The 17842-nt window shown below is 68.6% G+C and carries 16 protein-coding genes; 5 read left to right on the top strand and 11 right to left on the bottom strand.

Going from position 1 to position 17842, the window contains the following annotated elements:
* Positions 1–71 precede the first annotated feature (71 nt).
* The 4 genes from MYA_RS09210 to MYA_RS09225 form a co-directional block, all read right to left on the bottom strand.
* Positions 72–2582, bottom strand: coding sequence for a DNA internalization-related competence protein ComEC/Rec2 (locus tag MYA_RS09210; protein WP_014723274.1), 2511 nt, complete (start codon positions 2580–2582; stop codon positions 72–74).
* 59 nt (positions 2583–2641) lie between these two features.
* Positions 2642–3430, bottom strand: a complete 789-nt coding sequence (locus MYA_RS09215) for a TatD family hydrolase (RefSeq protein WP_014723275.1) — start codon at positions 3428–3430, stop codon at positions 2642–2644.
* 62 nt (positions 3431–3492) lie between these two features.
* Complete coding sequence (lolD, locus tag MYA_RS09220) at positions 3493–4251, bottom strand: lipoprotein-releasing ABC transporter ATP-binding protein LolD (RefSeq protein ID WP_011885402.1); 759 nt, start codon at positions 4249–4251, stop codon at positions 3493–3495.
* Positions 4244–5497, bottom strand: a complete 1254-nt coding sequence (locus MYA_RS09225) for a lipoprotein-releasing ABC transporter permease subunit (RefSeq protein WP_014723277.1) — start codon at positions 5495–5497, stop codon at positions 4244–4246. The genes lolD and MYA_RS09225 overlap by 8 nt, the downstream gene beginning before the upstream one ends.
* A 207-nt stretch (positions 5498–5704) precedes the next feature.
* Between MYA_RS09225 and MYA_RS09230 the strand changes: the two genes are divergently transcribed.
* The 5 genes from MYA_RS09230 (at position 5705) to MYA_RS09260 (ending at position 12419) form a co-directional block, all read left to right on the top strand.
* The gene (locus MYA_RS09230; protein ID WP_011885404.1) at positions 5705–6781 is read left to right on the top strand and encodes a hypothetical protein; all 1077 of its coding nucleotides are present in this window, start codon (positions 5705–5707) and stop codon (positions 6779–6781) included.
* Positions 6782–6791: 10 nt separating this feature from the next.
* Positions 6792–8489 (top strand): single-stranded-DNA-specific exonuclease RecJ, encoded by a 1698-nt coding sequence (gene recJ, locus MYA_RS09235; protein ID WP_011885405.1) that lies wholly within the window; start codon positions 6792–6794, stop codon positions 8487–8489.
* Between the two features lie 147 nt (positions 8490–8636).
* Positions 8637–9741, top strand: a protein-coding gene (gene prfB / locus MYA_RS09250) for a peptide chain release factor 2 (protein WP_106919330.1) whose coding sequence is annotated in 2 segments (ribosomal slippage) — positions 8637–8717 and positions 8719–9741 — 1104 coding nt in all. Because the reading frame shifts where the segments join, the coding sequence is not laid out codon by codon here.
* A gap of 75 nt (positions 9742–9816) precedes the next feature.
* Positions 9817–11343 carry a lysine--tRNA ligase gene (gene lysS / locus MYA_RS09255; RefSeq protein WP_011885407.1) on the top strand — a complete coding sequence of 509 codons (1527 nt, stop codon included), beginning with the start codon at positions 9817–9819 and terminating at the stop codon, positions 11341–11343.
* 347 nt (positions 11344–11690) lie between these two features.
* Entirely contained in the window at positions 11691–12419 is a 729-nt protein-coding gene (locus MYA_RS09260; protein WP_014723279.1) for a glycine zipper 2TM domain-containing protein, read from the top strand.
* A 107-nt stretch (positions 12420–12526) separates the two neighbouring features.
* On the opposite strand, the gene iscX is transcribed toward MYA_RS09260, so the two are convergent.
* The 7 genes from iscX to MYA_RS09295 all read right to left on the bottom strand — a co-directional run bounded on the left by iscX (position 12527) and on the right by MYA_RS09295 (position 17830).
* On the bottom strand, positions 12527–12736 hold the full coding sequence (iscX, locus tag MYA_RS09265; protein WP_011885409.1) for a Fe-S cluster assembly protein IscX: 210 nt from the start codon (positions 12734–12736) through the stop codon (positions 12527–12529).
* 36 nt (positions 12737–12772) lie between these two features.
* Positions 12773–13114, bottom strand: a complete 342-nt coding sequence (gene fdx / locus MYA_RS09270) for an ISC system 2Fe-2S type ferredoxin (RefSeq protein WP_011885410.1) — start codon at positions 13112–13114, stop codon at positions 12773–12775.
* Between the two features lie 83 nt (positions 13115–13197).
* Entirely contained in the window at positions 13198–15066 is a 1869-nt protein-coding gene (gene hscA, locus MYA_RS09275) for a Fe-S protein assembly chaperone HscA (protein WP_011885411.1), read from the bottom strand.
* 54 nt (positions 15067–15120) lie between these two features.
* Positions 15121–15648 carry a Fe-S protein assembly co-chaperone HscB gene (hscB, locus tag MYA_RS09280; RefSeq protein WP_041493968.1) on the bottom strand — a complete coding sequence of 176 codons (528 nt, stop codon included), beginning with the start codon at positions 15646–15648 and terminating at the stop codon, positions 15121–15123.
* A gap of 94 nt (positions 15649–15742) precedes the next feature.
* A complete protein-coding gene (gene iscA / locus MYA_RS09285; RefSeq protein ID WP_011885413.1) occupies positions 15743–16066 on the bottom strand; it encodes an iron-sulfur cluster assembly protein IscA in 324 nt (107 codons plus the stop codon).
* Positions 16067–16130: 64 nt separating this feature from the next.
* Positions 16131–16538 carry a Fe-S cluster assembly scaffold IscU gene (gene iscU / locus MYA_RS09290; RefSeq protein WP_009691729.1) on the bottom strand — a complete coding sequence of 136 codons (408 nt, stop codon included), beginning with the start codon at positions 16536–16538 and terminating at the stop codon, positions 16131–16133.
* 68 nt (positions 16539–16606) lie between these two features.
* A complete protein-coding gene (locus tag MYA_RS09295; RefSeq protein ID WP_014723281.1) occupies positions 16607–17830 on the bottom strand; it encodes an IscS subfamily cysteine desulfurase in 1224 nt (407 codons plus the stop codon).
* Positions 17831–17842: the final 12 nt, after the last annotated feature.

The raw sequence follows: 17842 nt of genomic DNA on the forward strand, positions 1-17842 counted from the left end.
CCCCGTGCCAGCGCCGTCGGCGCTGGCGCACCCGATGCGGCCTGTTTTTGCTCGACGCTTCGGTGCGGCGCTCACCGATCCATCCAGTAACGTCGCCGCGCCTCGCGATACCGTTCGAACGTGAAACCCCCGTTCGACGGCGCGACGTCGAACCGCACGGCGCCGTCGCGATCGGTGCGCGGCAGCGGGATTGCGCGCGCCTCGTAGCGGGCAAGGACCGAGCGGTGCGGATGCCCGAAGCGATTGCGATAGCCTACAGGAAATACCGCGACGCGCGGCTCGACCGAATCGAGGAAAGGCTCGACCGACGATGTGCGGCTGCCGTGGTGCGGAACGACGAGGATTTGCGCGGCGAGCGCGTCGCGCGAGCCGGCGACGAGCCGGCGTTCGGCGCGTGCGTCGAGGTCGCCGGTCAAGAGCGCCGACGTGCCGGCCGCGTCGATGCGCAGCACGCATGACTGCTCGTTCGACCGGCCCGATGCGATGCTGGACGGCCACAACATCGTGAACACGACGCCGTCCCAGGTCCACCGCTGGCCGGCCGCGCAGGGCACGCGATCGGTGACGCCGGCCGCCTGCGCATCGCGCCACAGCCGGTGTTGCGGCACGATGCCGGCGAGCAGTTGGCGAACCTCCGTGCCGGCATAGACGGCCGCCGCGCCGCCCGCATGATCGGCGTCCCCATGACTGAGGACGAGCGTATCGACGACGCGGATGCCGCGTGCGCGCAATGCCGGCACGACGATCCGCGTGCCGGCATGGGTCGACTCGGGCCCGGGCCCCGCATCGAACAGCAGCGTTCGCCGGGCGGTCTCGACCAGCACCGACTCGCCCTGCCCGACGTCGAGCACGGTCAGTCGGAAGCCGCCGGGCGGCGGCGCATCGGGGGCCGACGCGACGAGCGGCAGCCATGTGATCGGCGCGGCCCAGCGCAGTGGCCAGCCGCGCGGCATCAGCGCCCACGCTGCGCCCATGCACGCGAGCGCGAGCACCGGCCAGTCGGGTATGCGCAGCCAGAACACGCCGGCCGGCCAGTCGGCGAGATGGCGGAGCAGCGTCATCATCGGTCCGAGCGCCGCATGCGCGAGCCGGAATGCGTACGCGTCGAGCGGCGCCGGCAGCGCGACGCCGGCCAGCACGAGCGGCGTCACGACGGAGCTCACCCACGGAATCGCGAATGCGTTGCTGAACGGCCCCGATACCGACATCTGCGCGAACCACGCGGCGGTCAACGGCGCGAGGCCGATCGTCACCGCGTACTGCACGCGGGTCGCGTCCGCGAGCCGCTGCGCTGCACGCTTGCACCATGCGTGAAGCACGCGCCGACGATCCTGCGCAACGCGCTGCTGCGTCGCGTCGCTGCTGCCGTCGCCAGCGCCGTCGTCAGCGCGTTCGATTTCCGGCGTCGCTCGCCAGCCCGCGACGGTCAGCAGGATCGCGGCGACCGCTCCGAACGACAGCCAGAAGCCAGCCGACAGCACGGCCCATGGATCGACCAGCAGCACGCCGCCGAGGGCCGCGCACAACACCGCGGATGTCGGCGCGCTGCGCCCGGCGAGATAGGCTACCGCTGCGGTTGCGATCATCCACCAGGCGCGCTGCGCGGGCACGTTGAAGCCGGCCAGCGCCGCATAGCCGCCGGCGGCCGCGAGCGATGCCAGCGAGGCCGCGTAAGGCGCCGGCACCGCCAGCGTAACGGCGCGCCGGCGCCAGCGCAGACGCCGCCACACGAGCGACGCGATCCCGCCCGCGAGCGCGCCGACGAAGCCGACGTGCAGCCCCGAGATCGCGACCAGATGACTCGTGCCGGTATTGCGCAGCACGCGCCAGTCGTCGTCGCCGATCGCGGCTTGATCGCCGACCGCGAGCGCGGTAATGATGCCGCGATGGCGCGCTTCGTCGCCGAGCGCATCTCCGATGCGCATGCGCAGCGTGTCGCGCATCCGGTCAATCGAAGCAAGCCATCCCGATGCTCGCTCGTCGAGCAAGATTGCGCGCTCGGGCGCGACGACGTAGCCGATCGCGCGAATGCCGGCGGCAAGCCACGCGGCCTCGCTGTCGCGCACACCGGGATTGGCCTCCGCATGCGGCCGCTTCATGCGCGCGACGAGCCGCCAGCGCTGCCCGCCGTGCAACGCGGGCAGCGTGCCGCGCGCTGCGGGCTCACCGTAGCTGCGCCACGACAAGCGGATCAGCGGCGCGAAGCGGGCCAGCGCCGCATCGTTCGACTCGACCGCGAGCAGCAGCCGCGCACCGGTTTCGTCGATGGCCGGCAAGCCGCGGATCACGCCCGTGACGACGATGTCCCGCCCTTCCCACTCAACGGGCAAACCGTCCCGCAGCCGCCATTCGGCGCGGGCGGCCGCATAGCCGAAGCCGACTGCAGACGCGATGCACGCACAAAGCACCCAACGGAGCGCGACGAGCGGGCGGCTCCGAGCGCACCGCGCCGACCCGACGTACGCCGCCCCGCATACGGCCACCATGATCGCCGCGCCGGCCCAGCCGCCCGCCCCCGGCAACGCCGCCTGCCGCTGCAGCACGACGACGCCGAGCGCGAACGCGATCCACCACACGCGCATCGCGCCTCCTTCGTCCATCCGGCGCCGCCGTCATCGGCGCGCGCACCACGTGACGACGATTATGCGGACGAAAGTGCGAGGCGCGGCAGCGCGGCGAGCGCGTTGGCCGTTGTGGATAGGGACAGCGCGTGGGGGTCGAGGCCGCGCAGTTCGGCGAGCACGGCGCCGATGCGCGGCACCTGGTCGGGCGTATTGCGCGACTTGTACGCCCATTCGGGCGCGATGTCGGGCGCGTCGGTCTCGACGACGATCGCATCGAGCGGCAGCTGCGCCGCGAGCCGGCGGATCTGCAACGCGCGCCCGAACGTCACGTTGCCGCCGAAACCGAGATGCAGCCCCTGGGCGAGATACGCATCGGCCTGCTGGAAGCTGCCGTTGAATGCATGCGCGATGCCGCGCCGCACGCCGAAACGGCGCAGCCCGGCCAGCACGCGATCCTGCGACTTGCGCACGTGGCACAGCACCGGCAGATCGAATTCGCGCGCGAGCCTGAGCTGCCCCTGATAGAAGAATTGCTGCCGTTCTTCGTCGAGCCCCGGCACGAAGTAGTCGAGGCCGATCTCGCCGATCGCGACGAAGCGCGGATCGTCGACGCTCGCCTCGATCTCCATGCGCAGCCGGTCGAGATCCGCGTCGCGCGCGTGCGGCGTGAACAGCGGGTGGATGCCGAGCGCATAGACGGCGCCCGGCGTGCGCTGCGCAAGCTCGCGCACGGTCGTGAAATTGTCGCGCCCGACGCTCGGGATCACGATGCGCGACACGCCGGCCGCGCACGCCGCCTGCGCGACGGCGTCGCGATCGGCATCGAATTCGCCGGCATCGAGATGGCAATGCGTATCGATCCACATGGCTAGCTTCCCTCCTCCGTCGCGACGCGTCGCCCGGCCGCGCATGCGGCGCGAGCGTGCGCTCACGCCGGCTGCGCCGGCTCCTCGTGCAGCACGCCGTCGCGCAAGCGCATGATGCGGTCGCAACGCGCGGCGAGCTCCGGATCGTGCGTGACGATCACGAAGCTGGTTTCGAGCGTCTCGGACAATTCGAGCATCAGGTTGAACACCGTGTCGGCCGTCGCGCCGTCGAGGTTGCCGGTCGGTTCGTCGGCGAGTACGCAGGCCGGCTTCGTCACCAGCGCGCGCGCGATCGCGACACGCTGCCGCTCGCCGCCGGACAGCTCGCCCGGCCGATGCTTCGCACGCGGGCCGAGCCCGACGCGCTCGAGCATCGCCTGTGCCTGCGCGCGCGCGTCCTCGGTGGTCATCCGGCGAATGCGCAGCGGCATCGCGACGTTGTCCAGCGCCGTGAACTCCGGCAGCAGATGGTGGAACTGGTAGACGAACCCCAGCGCGCGATTGCGCAGGTCGTTGCGCTCGCGCTCGGCGAGCTGCGTAAACGGCTTGCCGAGCAGCGACACTTCGCCGGCGCTCGGCTCGTCGAGGCCGCCCAGCACGTGCAGCAGCGTGCTCTTGCCGGAGCCCGACGCGCCGACGACCGCGAGCTTCTCGCCGCGCCGCACCGTCAGCTCGGTGTTGTTGAGCACCTGCACGTTGAAGCCGCCCTGCACGAACGCCTTCGTGATCCCGCGCGCCTGAAGCACGTATTCCTGCATACCAGCCGAATCCTGTCTGATGGGTTGTCGTGAATCCGCGAATGCGGTCGCGCGGTCATTCATAGCGCAGCGCCTCCGCCGGCTTCACCTTCGCGCCGCGCCAGCTCGGGTACAGCGTCGCGACGGCCGACAGCACGAACGCGATCAGCCCGATCTTGATCACGTCGCCGGCGACGAGTTCGGACGGCAGCTCGCTGATGAAGTACACCGACGGCGGCAGGAACTGCACGCCGAACAGATGCTCGATCATCGGGATCAGCCACGGAATGCTCCATGCGATCAGGCAGCCGAGCGCGACGCCCGACGCGGTGCCGACGAAGCCGATCGTCACGCCCTGCACGACAAAGATCTTCATGATCGAGCTTGGCTGCGCGCCGAGCGTGCGCAGGATCGCGATGTCGGCCTGCTTGTTGGTCACCGTCATCACGAGCGACGACACGAGGTTGAACGCGGCCACCGCGATGATCAGCGTGAGGATGATGAACATCATCCGCTTCTCGATCTGCACGGCCGAGAACCAGGTCTTGTTCTGCTGCGTCCAGTCGCGGATGTAGAGGCTGCCCGACAACGTGTGCGACAGCTCGACCGCGACCTGCGGCGCCTTCTGCATGTCGCTGAGCCGCAGCCGCACGCCGGTCGGCGCGCTCATCCGGAACAGCGCCTCGGCGTCGCGGATGTCGATCATCGCGAGCGTGCTGTCGTATTCGTAATGGCCCGATTCGAACACGCCGACGACCGTGAACTGCTTGAGCCGCGGCATCATCCCGGCCGGCGTGATCGTGCCCTCCGGCGCGACCAGCGTGACCTTGTCACCGACCGTCACGCCGAGATTGCCGGCGAGCGCATCGCCGAGCACGATGCCGAACTGGCCGGGCACCAGCGCGTCGAGGCGGCCGGCCTTCATGTCCTTGCCGATGTCGGACACCTGCGGCTCGAGCGACGGCTCGACGCCGCGTAGCATCACGCCGCTCACCGCGTCCTGGCGCGTGAGCAGCGCCTGCGCGTCGACGTACGGCGCCGCGCCGATCACCGACGGATTGCGCCGCGCCTCCTGCGCCGTGAGTTGCCAGTCCGGCATCGAGCCGGTCGGCGAAAACACCTCGACGTGCGCGAGCACCGACAGCATGCGGTCGCGCACCTCCTTCTGGAAGCCGTTCATCACGGACAGCACGACGATCAGCGCCGCGACGCCAAGCGCGATCCCGAGCATCGATACGAGCGCGATGAAGGAAATGAAGCCGTTGCCGGTCGTGCGTTTGCCGGCGCGCGTATAGCGCCAGCCGATCTGCCATTCGTACGGAAGTTTCAAGCGAATCCTTTCTGCTGGTTACGGCGGGTTCTGCGGGTGACGGCGGGGACGGGCAACGATCCGGCGCGGTGCGCTGCGGCGACGGCCAGCCGGCCGCCGCAAGCGCGACCGCGGCGGCAGCCGCCGCGCGATCGGGCCCGATCGCGCCGGCCCGAACCTCGGTTCGAACCCTGAGCCGGCCCGATCACGCGCGCAGTTTGCCATACAATGCGCAGCATCATGCACGACCGACGCCTCCATTTTCTCGTTCCGTTCGCGCTGCCGTCAGCGGCCGATGCGGCCTCGTCCCTGCACACGCTGGACAGTCCCGCGCTCGAAAAGTTGCTCGCCCGCGCGAGCGTCGTCGAGCGCGTGGCCGGCGAGGACTTCCAGCGCACGCTGCCGCACGAGCGCTGGCTCGCCCGCCGCTTCGGCGCGACCCACGGCAACGCGGCCGACGAGGCGCCGCTCGCCCCGTACATGCTGCTGGCCGACGGCGGCGACCCAGGCGCGCTCGCGTGGGCGTGCGTCGAACCCGTGCACGTCGAAATCGCGCACGATCACCTGGTGCTCGTCGATCCGGCGAGCCTCGCGCTCGACGAAGGCGACGCGGCCGCCCTGCTCGCGGTCGCGCGGCCGCTGATCGAGGAACTCGGCGTGCGGCTCGAAGCGCCGCAGCCGGCGCGCTGGTATCTGTCGAGCGAGCAGCTCGCACGCCTTGCCGGCGCCGCGCCGCTGCGCGCGAGCGGCCGCAACATCGAGATCTGGCTGCCGCACGAGGCGCACACCGGCGAGCGGTCGCGGATGTGGATGAAGCTGCAGAACGAAGTCCAGATGGCGTGGTTCCAGCATCCCGTCAACGAAGCGCGCGAAGCGCGCGGCTTGCCGGCCGTCAATTCGATCTGGTTCCATGCGCAGGGCACGCTCAAGCCGGTCGGCAAGCCGTTCGGGCGCGTGCTGTCGGCATCGCCCGCGGCACTTGGCCTTGCGCGCGCCGCGCAGGCCGAGACCGGCGCCGTGCCGAGCGCCTTCGGCGCGCTGCCCGCCGCGGCCGGTGCGACGCTCGTCGAGCTGCCGTCGCTGTCCGCGCCGTACATCGAACAGGACTGGGCACGCTGGCACGACGCGCTCGCCGTGCTCGAGCGCGACTGGTTCGCACCGTCGCTCGCCGCGCTGCAGAACGGCGAGCTGGCCGGCGTCGAATTCACGCTGTGCGGCGACACGAGCTCCGTCACGCTGCACGCGACGCGCGGCGACCTGCGCAAGTTCTGGCGCCGCCGCGCGCTGGCGTCCCTGTTCGAATGACCGCATCCGTATGACCCGCATCGTTACCCGCCCCGTCGCCCCCGCCGACGCCGCCGCGCTCGCGCGCCACGGCCTGCACCCCGTACTCGCGCGCCTGTACGCGTCGCGCGGCGTGCAGTCGCCGACCGACATCGAGACCGCGCTCGCACGCCTCGTCCCGCCCACCGACCTCAAAGGCTGCGCCGACGCCGCCGCGCTGCTCGCCGACGCGATCGCCGAGCGGCGACGCCTGCTGGTCGTCGCCGACTACGACTGCGACGGCGCGACCGCCTGCGCGGTCGCGGTGCGCGGCCTGCGCATGTTCGGCGCGCAGATCGACTACCTCGTGCCGAACCGCTTCGAATACGGCTACGGGCTCACGCCGGAGATCGTCGAGCTGGCGGCGGCGCGCAAGCCGGACCTGCTGATCACCGTCGACAACGGCATCGCGAGCGTCGCCGGCGTCGAAGCCGCGAACGCGCGCGGCATCGACGTGCTGGTGACCGACCACCATCTGCCCGGCGACGCGCTGCCCGCCGCGCGCGCGATCGTCAACCCGAACCAGCCGGGCTGTGCGTTCCCGAGCAAGCACATCGCCGGCGTCGGCGTGATGTTCTACGTGCTGCTCGCGCTGCGCGCGGAGCTGCGCCGGCGCGGCGCGTTCGCCAGCAAGGACGCGGAGCCGCGCCTCGACGGGCTGCTCGATCTGGTCGCGCTCGGCACCGTCGCCGACGTGGTGCGGCTCGACGGCAACAACCGCGTGCTGGTCGCGCAGGGGCTGCACCGGATCCGCAACGGCCGCATGCAGCCGGGCATCGCCGCGCTGTTCCGCGCCGCGGGCCGCGACGCGCGCACCGCCTCGGGCTTCGATCTCGGCTTCGGCGTCGGGCCGCGCCTGAACGCGGCCGGACGGCTCTCCGACATGTCGCTCGGGATCGAATGCCTGATCACCGACGACATCGGCCGCGCATGGGAGCTCGCGCAGCAGCTCGACGCGATGAACCGCGAGCGCCGCGAAATCGAGGCCGGCATGCAGCAGCAGGCGCTCGCCGATCTCGCCGACGTCGATCCCGCCGACGCGTGCACCATCACGCTGTTCAACCCCGCATGGCACCAGGGCGTGATCGGCATCGTCGCCGGGCGGCTCAAGGAGAAATTCCACCGCCCGTCGTTCACGTTCGCGCATGCGGACGAAAGCGGCACGCGCGTGAAGGGCTCGGGACGGTCGATTGCCGGTTTCCATCTGCGCGACGCGCTCGACCTCGTCTCGAAGCGCGAGCCGGACCTGATCGTCGCATTCGGCGGTCATGCGATGGCCGCGGGCCTCACGCTCGACACCGCCAACGTGCCGCGCTTCGCGGCCGCGTTCGAGGCCGTCGCACGCGAGTGGCTGTCCGACGACGCGCTGGCGCGCGTGATCGAGACCGACGGCGAGCTCGAGGACGCCTATTTCACGCCGCAGTTCGTCGGGCTGCTCGACGAGGCCGTCTGGGGCCAGGGCTTTCCGGCCCCGCTTTTCTCCGGCGAGTTCGACGTCGTGTCGCAATCGCTCGTGAAGGAAAAGCACCTGAAGCTGCAGCTGGCGCGCGGCCGGCAGCGTTTCAACGCGATCTGGTTCAACCACACCGAGCCGCTGCCGGCGAGCGCGCTGATCGCGTACCGGCTGGTCGCCGACACGTGGAACGGCGTGACGCGCGTGCAGCTCGTCGTCGAGCACGCGGCCGGCTGAACGGCGGCCGCGCGCCATCCCGCCGGCCGCGCGTGCGGCGCGCGGCAACGGGCCGCCGCACGCATGCAAGCACACTCCGCGTCACCGGGACACCCCGCCGATCGGCTATAATTCCGCTTTTTTACGAAGCAAGAACAGCGAACGATCATGGAAGCGGAACGTCTCAACGCGATCGAAAGCTCCCTGCTCGACCTGCGCAACCGCGCGGGCGAGCTTCGGGGGTATCTTTGACTACGACGCCAAGGCTGCGCGTCTGACCGAAGTCAACAAGGAACTGGAAGACCCGAACGTCTGGAACGATTCGAAGAACGCCCAGGCGCTCGGCCGCGAGAAGAAGCTGCTCGAAGGCGTCGTCACGACGCTGACCGCGCTCGATAGCGACCTGCGCGACGCGCTCGACCTGTTCGAGCTCGCCCGCGAAGAAGGCGACGAAGACACGCTGCTCGCGTCCGAAGACGACGCGAACAAGCTCGCCGCGCGCGTCGGCGACATCGAATTCCGCCGGATGTTCTCGAACCCGGCCGACCCGAACAACTGCTTCATCGACATCCAGGCCGGCGCCGGCGGCACCGAGGCGTGCGACTGGGCGTCGATGCTGCTGCGCCAGTACCTGCGCTACTGCGAGCGCAAGGGCTTCAAGGCCGAAGTGCTCGAAGAATCCGACGGCGACGTCGCCGGCATCAAGAACGCGACGATCAAGGTGTCGGGCGAATACGCGTACGGCTTCCTGCGCACCGAAACCGGCATTCACCGGCTCGTGCGCAAGTCGCCGTTCGACTCGTCGGGCGGCCGCCACACGTCGTTCTCGTCGGTGTTCGTGTATCCCGAAATCGACGACTCGATCGAAGTCGAGGTGAACCCGGCCGACCTGCGCATCGACACCTACCGCGCCTCGGGCGCGGGCGGCCAGCACATCAACAAGACCGACTCCGCGGTGCGGATCACGCACATGCCGACCGGCATCGTCGTGCAGTGCCAGAACGACCGTTCGCAGCACCGCAACCGCGCCGAAGCGATGGCCATGCTGAAGTCGCGCCTGTACGAAGCCGAGATGCGCAAGCGCCAGGCCGAGCAGGACAAGCTCGAATCGAGCAAGACCGACGTGGGCTGGGGCCACCAGATCCGTTCGTACGTGCTCGACCAAAGCCGCGTGAAGGATCTCCGCACGAACGTCGAAATGAGCAACACGAAAGCCGTGCTCGATGGCGATCTCGACGACTTCATCAGCGCGAGCCTCAAACAGGGCGTGTAAGCGCCGCGGCGCGGCCCCTCGGTCGCGCCGCCCTTCCCGTTTGCGTTGCCGCACCCATTCCGAATTCCGACCATCATGACCGAACCGACCCAAACGCAGCCCGCCGTCGCGGCGGACGAAAACCAGATCATTGCCGAGCGCCGCGACAAGCTGCGCGCGTTGCGCGAGCAAGGCGTCGCGTATCCGAACGATTTCCGGCCGACGCATCACGCCGCCGAGCTCCAGTCGACCTACGCCGACTCGGACAAGGCTGCGCTCGAAGCGAACCCGGTCGAGGTGTCGGTCGCCGGCCGCATGATGCTCAAGCGCGTGATGGGCAAGGCGAGCTTCGCGACGGTGCAGGACGGTTCGGGCCAGATCCAGTTCTTCGTGACGCCGAACGACGTCGGCGCGGAAACCTACGACGCGTTCAAGAAGTGGGACCTCGGCGACATCGTCGCCGCGCGCGGCGTGCTGTTCCGCACCAACAAGGGCGAGCTGTCGGTGCAGTGCAAGGAGCTGCGTTTGCTGGCGAAGGCGCTGCGCCCGCTGCCGGACAAGTTCCACGGCCTCGCCGACCAGGAAATGCGCTATCGCCAGCGCTACGTCGACCTGATCGTCACGCCGGAGACGCGCGACACGTTCCGCGCGCGCACCAAGACGATCTCGTCGATCCGCCGCTTCATGGAGAACGCCGACTTCATGGAAGTCGAAACGCCGATGCTGCACCCGATCCCGGGCGGCGCGGCGGCCAAGCCGTTCATCACGCATCACAACGCGCTCGACATGCAGATGTTCCTGCGCATCGCGCCGGAGCTGTATCTGAAGCGGCTGATCGTCGGCGGCTTCGAGCGCGTGTTCGAGATCAACCGTAACTTCCGGAACGAAGGTGTGTCGCCGCGCCACAACCCGGAATTCACGATGATGGAGTTCTACGCCGCGTACACCGACTACCGCTGGCTGATGGACTTCACCGAGCAGCTGATCCGCCAGGCGGCGATCGATGCGCTCGGCACTGCGACGATCCAGTATCAAGGCCGCGAGCTCGATCTCGCGAAGCCGTTCCATCGTCTGACGATCACGCAGGCGATCCAGAAGTACGCGCCGCAGTACACCGACGGCCAGCTGTCGGACGACGCATTCCTGCGCACCGAACTGAAGCGCCTCGGCGTCGACGTGTCGCAGCCGGCCTTCCTGAACGCCGGCATCGGCGCGCTGCAGCTCGCGCTGTTCGAGGAAACCGCCGAGTCGCAACTGTGGGAGCCGACCTACATCATCGACTACCCGGTCGAAGTGTCGCCGCTCGCGCGCGCGTCCGATACGGTGCCGGGCATCACCGAGCGCTTCGAGCTGTTCATGACGGGCCGCGAGATCGCAAACGGCTTCTCGGAGCTGAACGATCCGGAAGATCAGGCTGCACGCTTCAAGAAGCAGGTCGAGCAAAAGGACGCGGGCGACGAGGAAGCAATGTTCTTCGACGCCGACTACATCCGCGCGCTCGAACACGGGATGCCGCCGACCGGCGGTTGCGGGATCGGCATCGACCGTCTCGTGATGCTGCTGACCGACAGCCCGACGATCCGCGACGTGCTGCTGTTCCCCCATCTGCGCCGCGAAGACTGACCGGCCGCGCCGCGTGTGCGCCCGCACGCCGCGCGGTGCCCACGCGGCGGCTTTGTAACCGCGCGTAAATCCCGCCTGCCGGCGCTCGCCGGCATTCGCTCCCTCCCCGTTTTATTTCCTCGCCGCGACGGCTTGCCTCGGGTTTTCCCGAGATCGGCCGCCAATGCGCTGCTTCAATTGGTTACACCTTGATACGGTGCGCGCAGCGCGCGTCGACGACACTCCTGTTGCGTCACCACGCATGACCACGGGACCGGAACGCGGCATCGCACGCCACGTCCGATCGCTCCCGAGCGTGGGATCCGGCCGCCGCGCTATTGCCGGCCGAATCGACACCGGAGAAGAAAATGGACAACCAGAATCAGACCACGCCGCAAAAGCAACGCCTGCACCCGCTGATCGCGACCGCCGCAGGCGCCGTCATCGTCGCCAGCCTGGCGGCCACCGCCGCCATCACGGGCATCTTCCCGAAGGCCAGCAGCAACAACGAGCAGAACGGCCAGACCCAGGCCGCGCTGATCGCGTCGCAGCCGGCCGTCGACACGGCCGCTGCGGCCAGCGCCGCGCGTGCCGCGCAAGCCGAGCAGGAAGCGGCGCAGCAGAAGGCCGAGCAGCAAAAGGCCATCGCGCAGGCCGAGCCGAAGCCGGCTCCGCGCCCGGCGGCCACGCACCACCGCCGTGCCCCGGCGCCGCAGCCGCCGCAATATGCGCAGCAGTCGGGCGCGCCCGCGCAGCCGGCCTATTGCCAGAGCTGCGGCACGATCGTCGCGATCACGCAAACGCGTACGCCGGGCCAGAGCTCGGGGATCGGCGCGGTCGGCGGCGCAGCGGCCGGCGGCCTGCTCGGCAACCAGTTCGGCCGCGGCAACGGCCGCACCGCGATGACCATCATCGGCGCGCTCGGCGGCGGCCTGGCCGGCAACCAGGTCGAGAAGCAGGTGCGCGCGGAAACCGACTATCAGGTCGAGGTCCAGATGGAAAGCGGCGCGACCCGCACGTTCACGTACCACAACCCGCCGCCGTTCGGCCAGGGCCAGCGCGTGCGGATCGAGAACGGTACGCTGGTGGGCGCGTAACGTCGGCACGTAACGCGGCACGGTCACCCGCGCCGTCGCGCTGAAACGAAAAAAGGCTCGTGAGGATTCACGAGCCTTTTTGCATGGGCGGGCTACGGTGTAACGACTCAGTCTTCGTCGTCGAAGTCGGATTCGTCGATCCAGTGCGCCTGGATCGCTTCGAGAATCTTCTCGCCGGAGTGTGCCGGGTCGTCCGAGAAGCCGTCGAGCTCGATCACCCATTGGCGCAACTCGACGAAGTTGATCCGCTGCGGATCGACGTCCGGATGCTTGTCTGCCAGCGCGATTGCGATTTCGCGCGAATCGGTCCATTTCATCGCCTGCCCTCCCGTATGCGCTGCCGCGGCGACGCGTCAGTGATTTTCCTTCGCGTGGTTGATCGAGTACTTCGGAATCTCGACCACCAGATCCGAATCTTCCGTCACGATCGCCTGGCACGACAGACGCGACGTCGGCTCGAGGCCCCAGGCCTTGTCGAGCAGGTCGTCCTCGTCCTCGTCGGACGGCTCGAGCGCGTTGAAGCCCTCGCGGATCACCACGTGACAGGTCGTGCATGCACACGACTTCTCGCATGCATGCTCGATCTCGATCCCGTTGTCGAGCAGGTTGTCGCAAATACTCTTGCCGGGCGTCGCGTCGATGACCGCGCCGTCCGGGCACAGTTCGACGTGAGGCAGCACCACCAGTTGAGGCATGTCGGTTCCGTCAGTCAAGGTGCGGCGGCTCGCGCCGCACGGTTCAATATCGCACCGGCCGTCGCCGGGCCGGTGCGGTTCGTTCAGATCTCGTCGAGCCGCCGGCCGGACAACGCACGCTTGATGCTCTTGTCCATGCGGCGCGCCGCGAATTCGTCGGTGCCGTCGGCGAGCGCCTTGGTCGCGGTTTCGATCGCGTGGGCGTCGTCGCCCGCGGCGATCGTGCGCAGCGCCGCGACGAGCGCGTCGACCTGCTCGCGCTCGTCCGCGTCGAGCAATTCGCCGTCGGCCGCGAGCGCCGCCTGCGTCGCCTCGATCATCCGCTCGGCCTCGACCTGCGCTTCGCGCAGCGCGCGCGCACGCATGTCGATCTCGGCGGTCTTGAAGCTGTCCTCGAGCATCTTGGCGATATCGTCGTCGGCGAGGCCGTACGATGGCTTTACGACGACCGACGCCTCGACGCCCGACAGCTGTTCGCGCGCGAACACCGACAGCAGGCCGTCCGCGTCGACCTGATAGGTCACGCGGATGCGCGCCGCACCGGCCGTCATCGGCGGGATGCCGCGCAGCTCGAAACGCGCGAGCGACCGGCAGTCGGCGACGAGTTCGCGCTCGCCCTGCACGACGTGGATCGCCATCGCGGTCTGGCCGTCCTTGAAGGTCGTGAATTCCTGCGCGCGCGCGATCGGAATCGTCGAATTGCGCGGAATGATCTTCTCGACGAGCCCGCCCATCGTCTCGACGCCGAGCGACAGCGGGATCACATCGAGCAGCAGCCAGTCGTCGCCGTTGCCTCGATTGCCGGCCAGCAGATCGGCCTGAATCGCCGCGCCGAGCGCGACGACCTGATCGGGATCGAGGTTGACGAGCGGCGGCTGGCCGAAAAACTGCTCCACGGCCGCGCGGATCACCGGCATGCGCGTCGCGCCGCCGACCAGCACGACGCCCTTGATGTCGGCCGGGCTCACCTGCGCGTCGCGCAGCGCCTTGCGGGTCGGCGTCAGCGTGCGCTGCACCAGCGGCTCGACCAGCGCGGCGAACGTGTCGTGCGAAATCGTCTGCACGAGATGCGCGCCGCTCGACAGCGTCACATCGAGCGACGCGTGCGGCGCCGACGACAACGCCTCCTTCACCACCCGCACGCGATCGAGCAGCAGCCGCACGTCCTCGGGCGCGAGCGTGTGCGCGTCGATGCCGGCCTGCGCGAGCACGTGGCCGAACAGCGCGTGATCGAAATCGTCGCCGCCGAGCGCGGAATCGCCGCCCGCGGCGAGCACTTCGAACACGCCCTTGGTCAGCTTCAGGATCGACAGGTCGAACGTGCCGCCGCCCAGGTCGTACACCGCATAGAGGCCTTCCGACCCATTGTCGAGGCCGTAGGCGATCGCGGCCGCGGTCGGTTCGTTCAGCAGGCGCAGCACGTTCAGGCCGGCGAGGCGCGCGGCGTCCTTGGTCGCCTGGCGCTGCGCGTCGTCGAAATACGCGGGCACCGTGATGACCGCGCCGACCAGCTCGTCGCCGAGCGTGTCCTCGGCCCGGTAGCGCAGCGTCGCGAGAATCTCGGCCGACACTTCGACCGGGCTCTTCACGCCGTCGATCGTGCGGATCTGCACCATCCCCGGTGCGTCGACGAATTCATACGGCGCGTTCGCCCCGCCTTCGACCTCGGCCTTGCCGCGGCCCATGAAGCGCTTGACCGACACGATGGTGTTGCGCGGATCGGTCGCGGCCTGCTCCTTCGCTTCGTAGCCGATGCGGCGGCCGCCCTTCTCCAGGTAGCGCACCACCGACGGCAGCAGGACGCGGCCCGCTTCGTCCGGCAGCACTTCGGGCACGCTGTTGCGCACGGCGGCGACGAGCGAATTCGTCGTGCCGAGATCGATGCCGACGGCAAGCCGCCGCTGGTGCGGCGCCGGCGCCATACCCGGTTCGGAAATTTGCAGTAAAGCCATCTTGGTTCGTTCGGGCGCTCGGCCCGTTTGCTGCGCGTGCCGCGAGGCACGCGGTTAAGTTTCGAGACGCTCGATCTGCGCGCCGACTTCCGACGCGACCCGTTCGATGAACATCAGCTGGCGCACGGCCTCGGCGGCGGCCTGGTCGGCGCCGCTGTCGAGCAGCGTACCCAGGCGCTCGATGCGCACGCGCTTTTCGTCGCGCAACTCGGCGAGCAGCACGTCGAGCGCGTCGACGTTGCGCGCGGCCGCGGCATCCTCGATGCCTTCGCGCCATTCCATCTGCTGCATCAGGAACGCCGGCTCCATCGCGGTGTTGTTTTCCGCGCCGATGTCGACGCCGCGCAGCGACAGCAGATAGCTCGCGCGCTGCAGCGGATCGCGCAGCGTGCGGTACGCCTCGTTCGCACGGGTCGCCCATTGCATCGCGATGCGCTTTTGCGCGTCGCCCGCCGCTGCAAAGCGGTCCGGATGCACCTGCGTCTGCACCGTGCGATACGCGTCGTCGAGCGCCGCGTCGTCGAGCGCGAATTGCGCCGGCAGGTGAAACAGGTCGAAGTGGCTGTCTTTCAGCGAAACCATCGTCGCGTTCAATTCCGGTTCGTTGCGCGGCGAACGCCGCACATTAAAAAGGCGGCTCGTGCCGCCTCTTGCCCGCATTGCGCGGAAACCCGCGTCACACGCGGAACGATTCGCCGCACCCGCACTCGTCCTTCACGTTCGGGTTGTTGAACTTGAACCCTTCGTTCAGACCTTCGCGCGCGAAGTCGAGCTCGGTGCCGTCGATGTACGCGAGGCTCTTCGGATCGACGACGACCTTCACGCCATGGCTCTCGAACACCTGATCCTCGGGGGCCAGCTCGTCGACATACTCGAGCTTGTACGCGAGCCCCGAGCACCCGGTCGTGCGAACGCCAAGCCGCAGGCCAACACCCTTGCCGCGCCGGACGAGGTATTTCTGGACGTGCTGTGCTGCTTTTTCGGTCAGTGTAATTGCCATGATGTCCTTGCCGCGGTGCGCGGCCAGCGCGCACCCGGTTCCTTCACAAGCCGCTCGTTGCCGCTCAGGCTGCTGCCTGATCGCCTTCCTTGGTGTCGTGGCGCTTCTTGTAGTCGGCCACGGCTGCCTTGATCGCGTCTTCCGCGAGGATCGAGCAGTGAATCTTCACCGGCGGCAGCGCCAGTTCTTCGGCGATCTGCGTGTTCTTGATCGAGAGCGCCTCGTCGAGCGTCTTGCCCTTCACCCATTCGGTCACGAGCGAGCTCGATGCGATGGCCGAACCGCAACCGTAGGTCTTGAACTTCGCGTCTTCGATCACGCCGTCCGCGCCGACGCGGATCTGCAGCTTCATCACGTCGCCGCAGGCGGGCGCGCCGACCATGCCGGTGCCGACCGCGTCGTCGTCTTTCGCGAACGAACCGACGTTACGCGGGTTTTCGTAGTGATCCAGAACCTTGTTGCTGTATGACATGACTCAGACTCCTTGACTCGTTACGTCTGCGTGCGTAAATCCGCGCGCGAATGTATGCAATGCGGTGTTCAGTGTGCAGCCCATTCGATCGTCGACAGATCGATGCCTTCCTGGTGCATTTCCCAGAGCGGCGACAGCTCGCGCAGCTTCGCGATCTTGCTGTTCAGCAGATCGATCACGAAGTCGACCTCCTCTTCCGTCGTGAAGCGGCCGACCGTGAAGCGGATCGAGCTGTGCGCGAGTTCGTCGTTGCGGCCGAGCGCACGCAGCACGTACGACGGCTCGAGCGACGCCGACGTGCACGCCGAGCCCGACGACACCGCGACGTCCTTGATCGCCATGATCAGCGACTCGCCTTCGACGAAGTTGAAGCTGATGTTCAGGTTGTGCGGCACACGGTGCTCCATGTCGCCGTTCACGTAGGTTTCCTCGATCTGCGACAGGCCGCGCAGCAGCTTGTCGCGCAGCATCCGGATGCGCTCGTTCTCGGTCGCCATTTCTTCGCGCGCGATGCGGAACGCTTCGCCCATGCCGACGATCTGGTGCGTCGCCAGCGTGCCCGAACGCATGCCGCGCTCGTGGCCGCCGCCGTGCATCTGCGCTTCGATGCGCACGCGCGGCTTGCGGCGCACGTACAGCGCACCGATGCCCTTCGGGCCGTAGGTCTTGTGCGCCGAGAACGACATCAGGTCGACCTTCAGCTTCGCGAGGTCGATCTCGACCTTGCCGGTCGACTGCGCGGCGTCGACGTGGAACACGATGCCCTTCTCGCGGCAGATCTCACCGATCGTCGCGATGTCCTGGATCACGCCGATCTCGTTGTTCACGTGCATCACCGACACGAGGATCGTGTCCGGGCGCAGCGCGGCCTTGAACACGTCGAGGTCGAGCAGCCCGTCTTCCTTCACGTCGAGATAGGTGACGTCGAAGCCCTCGCGCTCGAGTTCGCGGCAGGTGTCGAGCACGGCCTTGTGCTCGGTCTTCACCGTGATGATGTGCTTGCCCTTGCCCTTGTAGAAGTGCGCGGCGCCCTTGATCGCGAGGTTGTCCGACTCCGTGGCGCCCGACGTCCAGATGATCTCGCGCGGGTCCGCATTCACGAGCGCAGCCACCTGCTCGCGCGCTTCCTCGACCGCGTGCTCCGCGTCCCAGCCGTAGGCGTGGCTGCGCGACGCCGGGTTGCCGAACCGCTCGCGCAGGTACGGCACCATCTTGTCGACCACGCGCGGATCGACCGGCGTCGTCGCGCTGTAATCCATGTAGATGGGCAGGTGGAGGGTCTGTTGGGTCATCTGTCGCTCCGG

Source organism: Burkholderia sp. KJ006 (assembly GCF_000262695.1).
GTDB lineage: Bacteria > Pseudomonadota > Gammaproteobacteria > Burkholderiales > Burkholderiaceae > Burkholderia > Burkholderia vietnamiensis.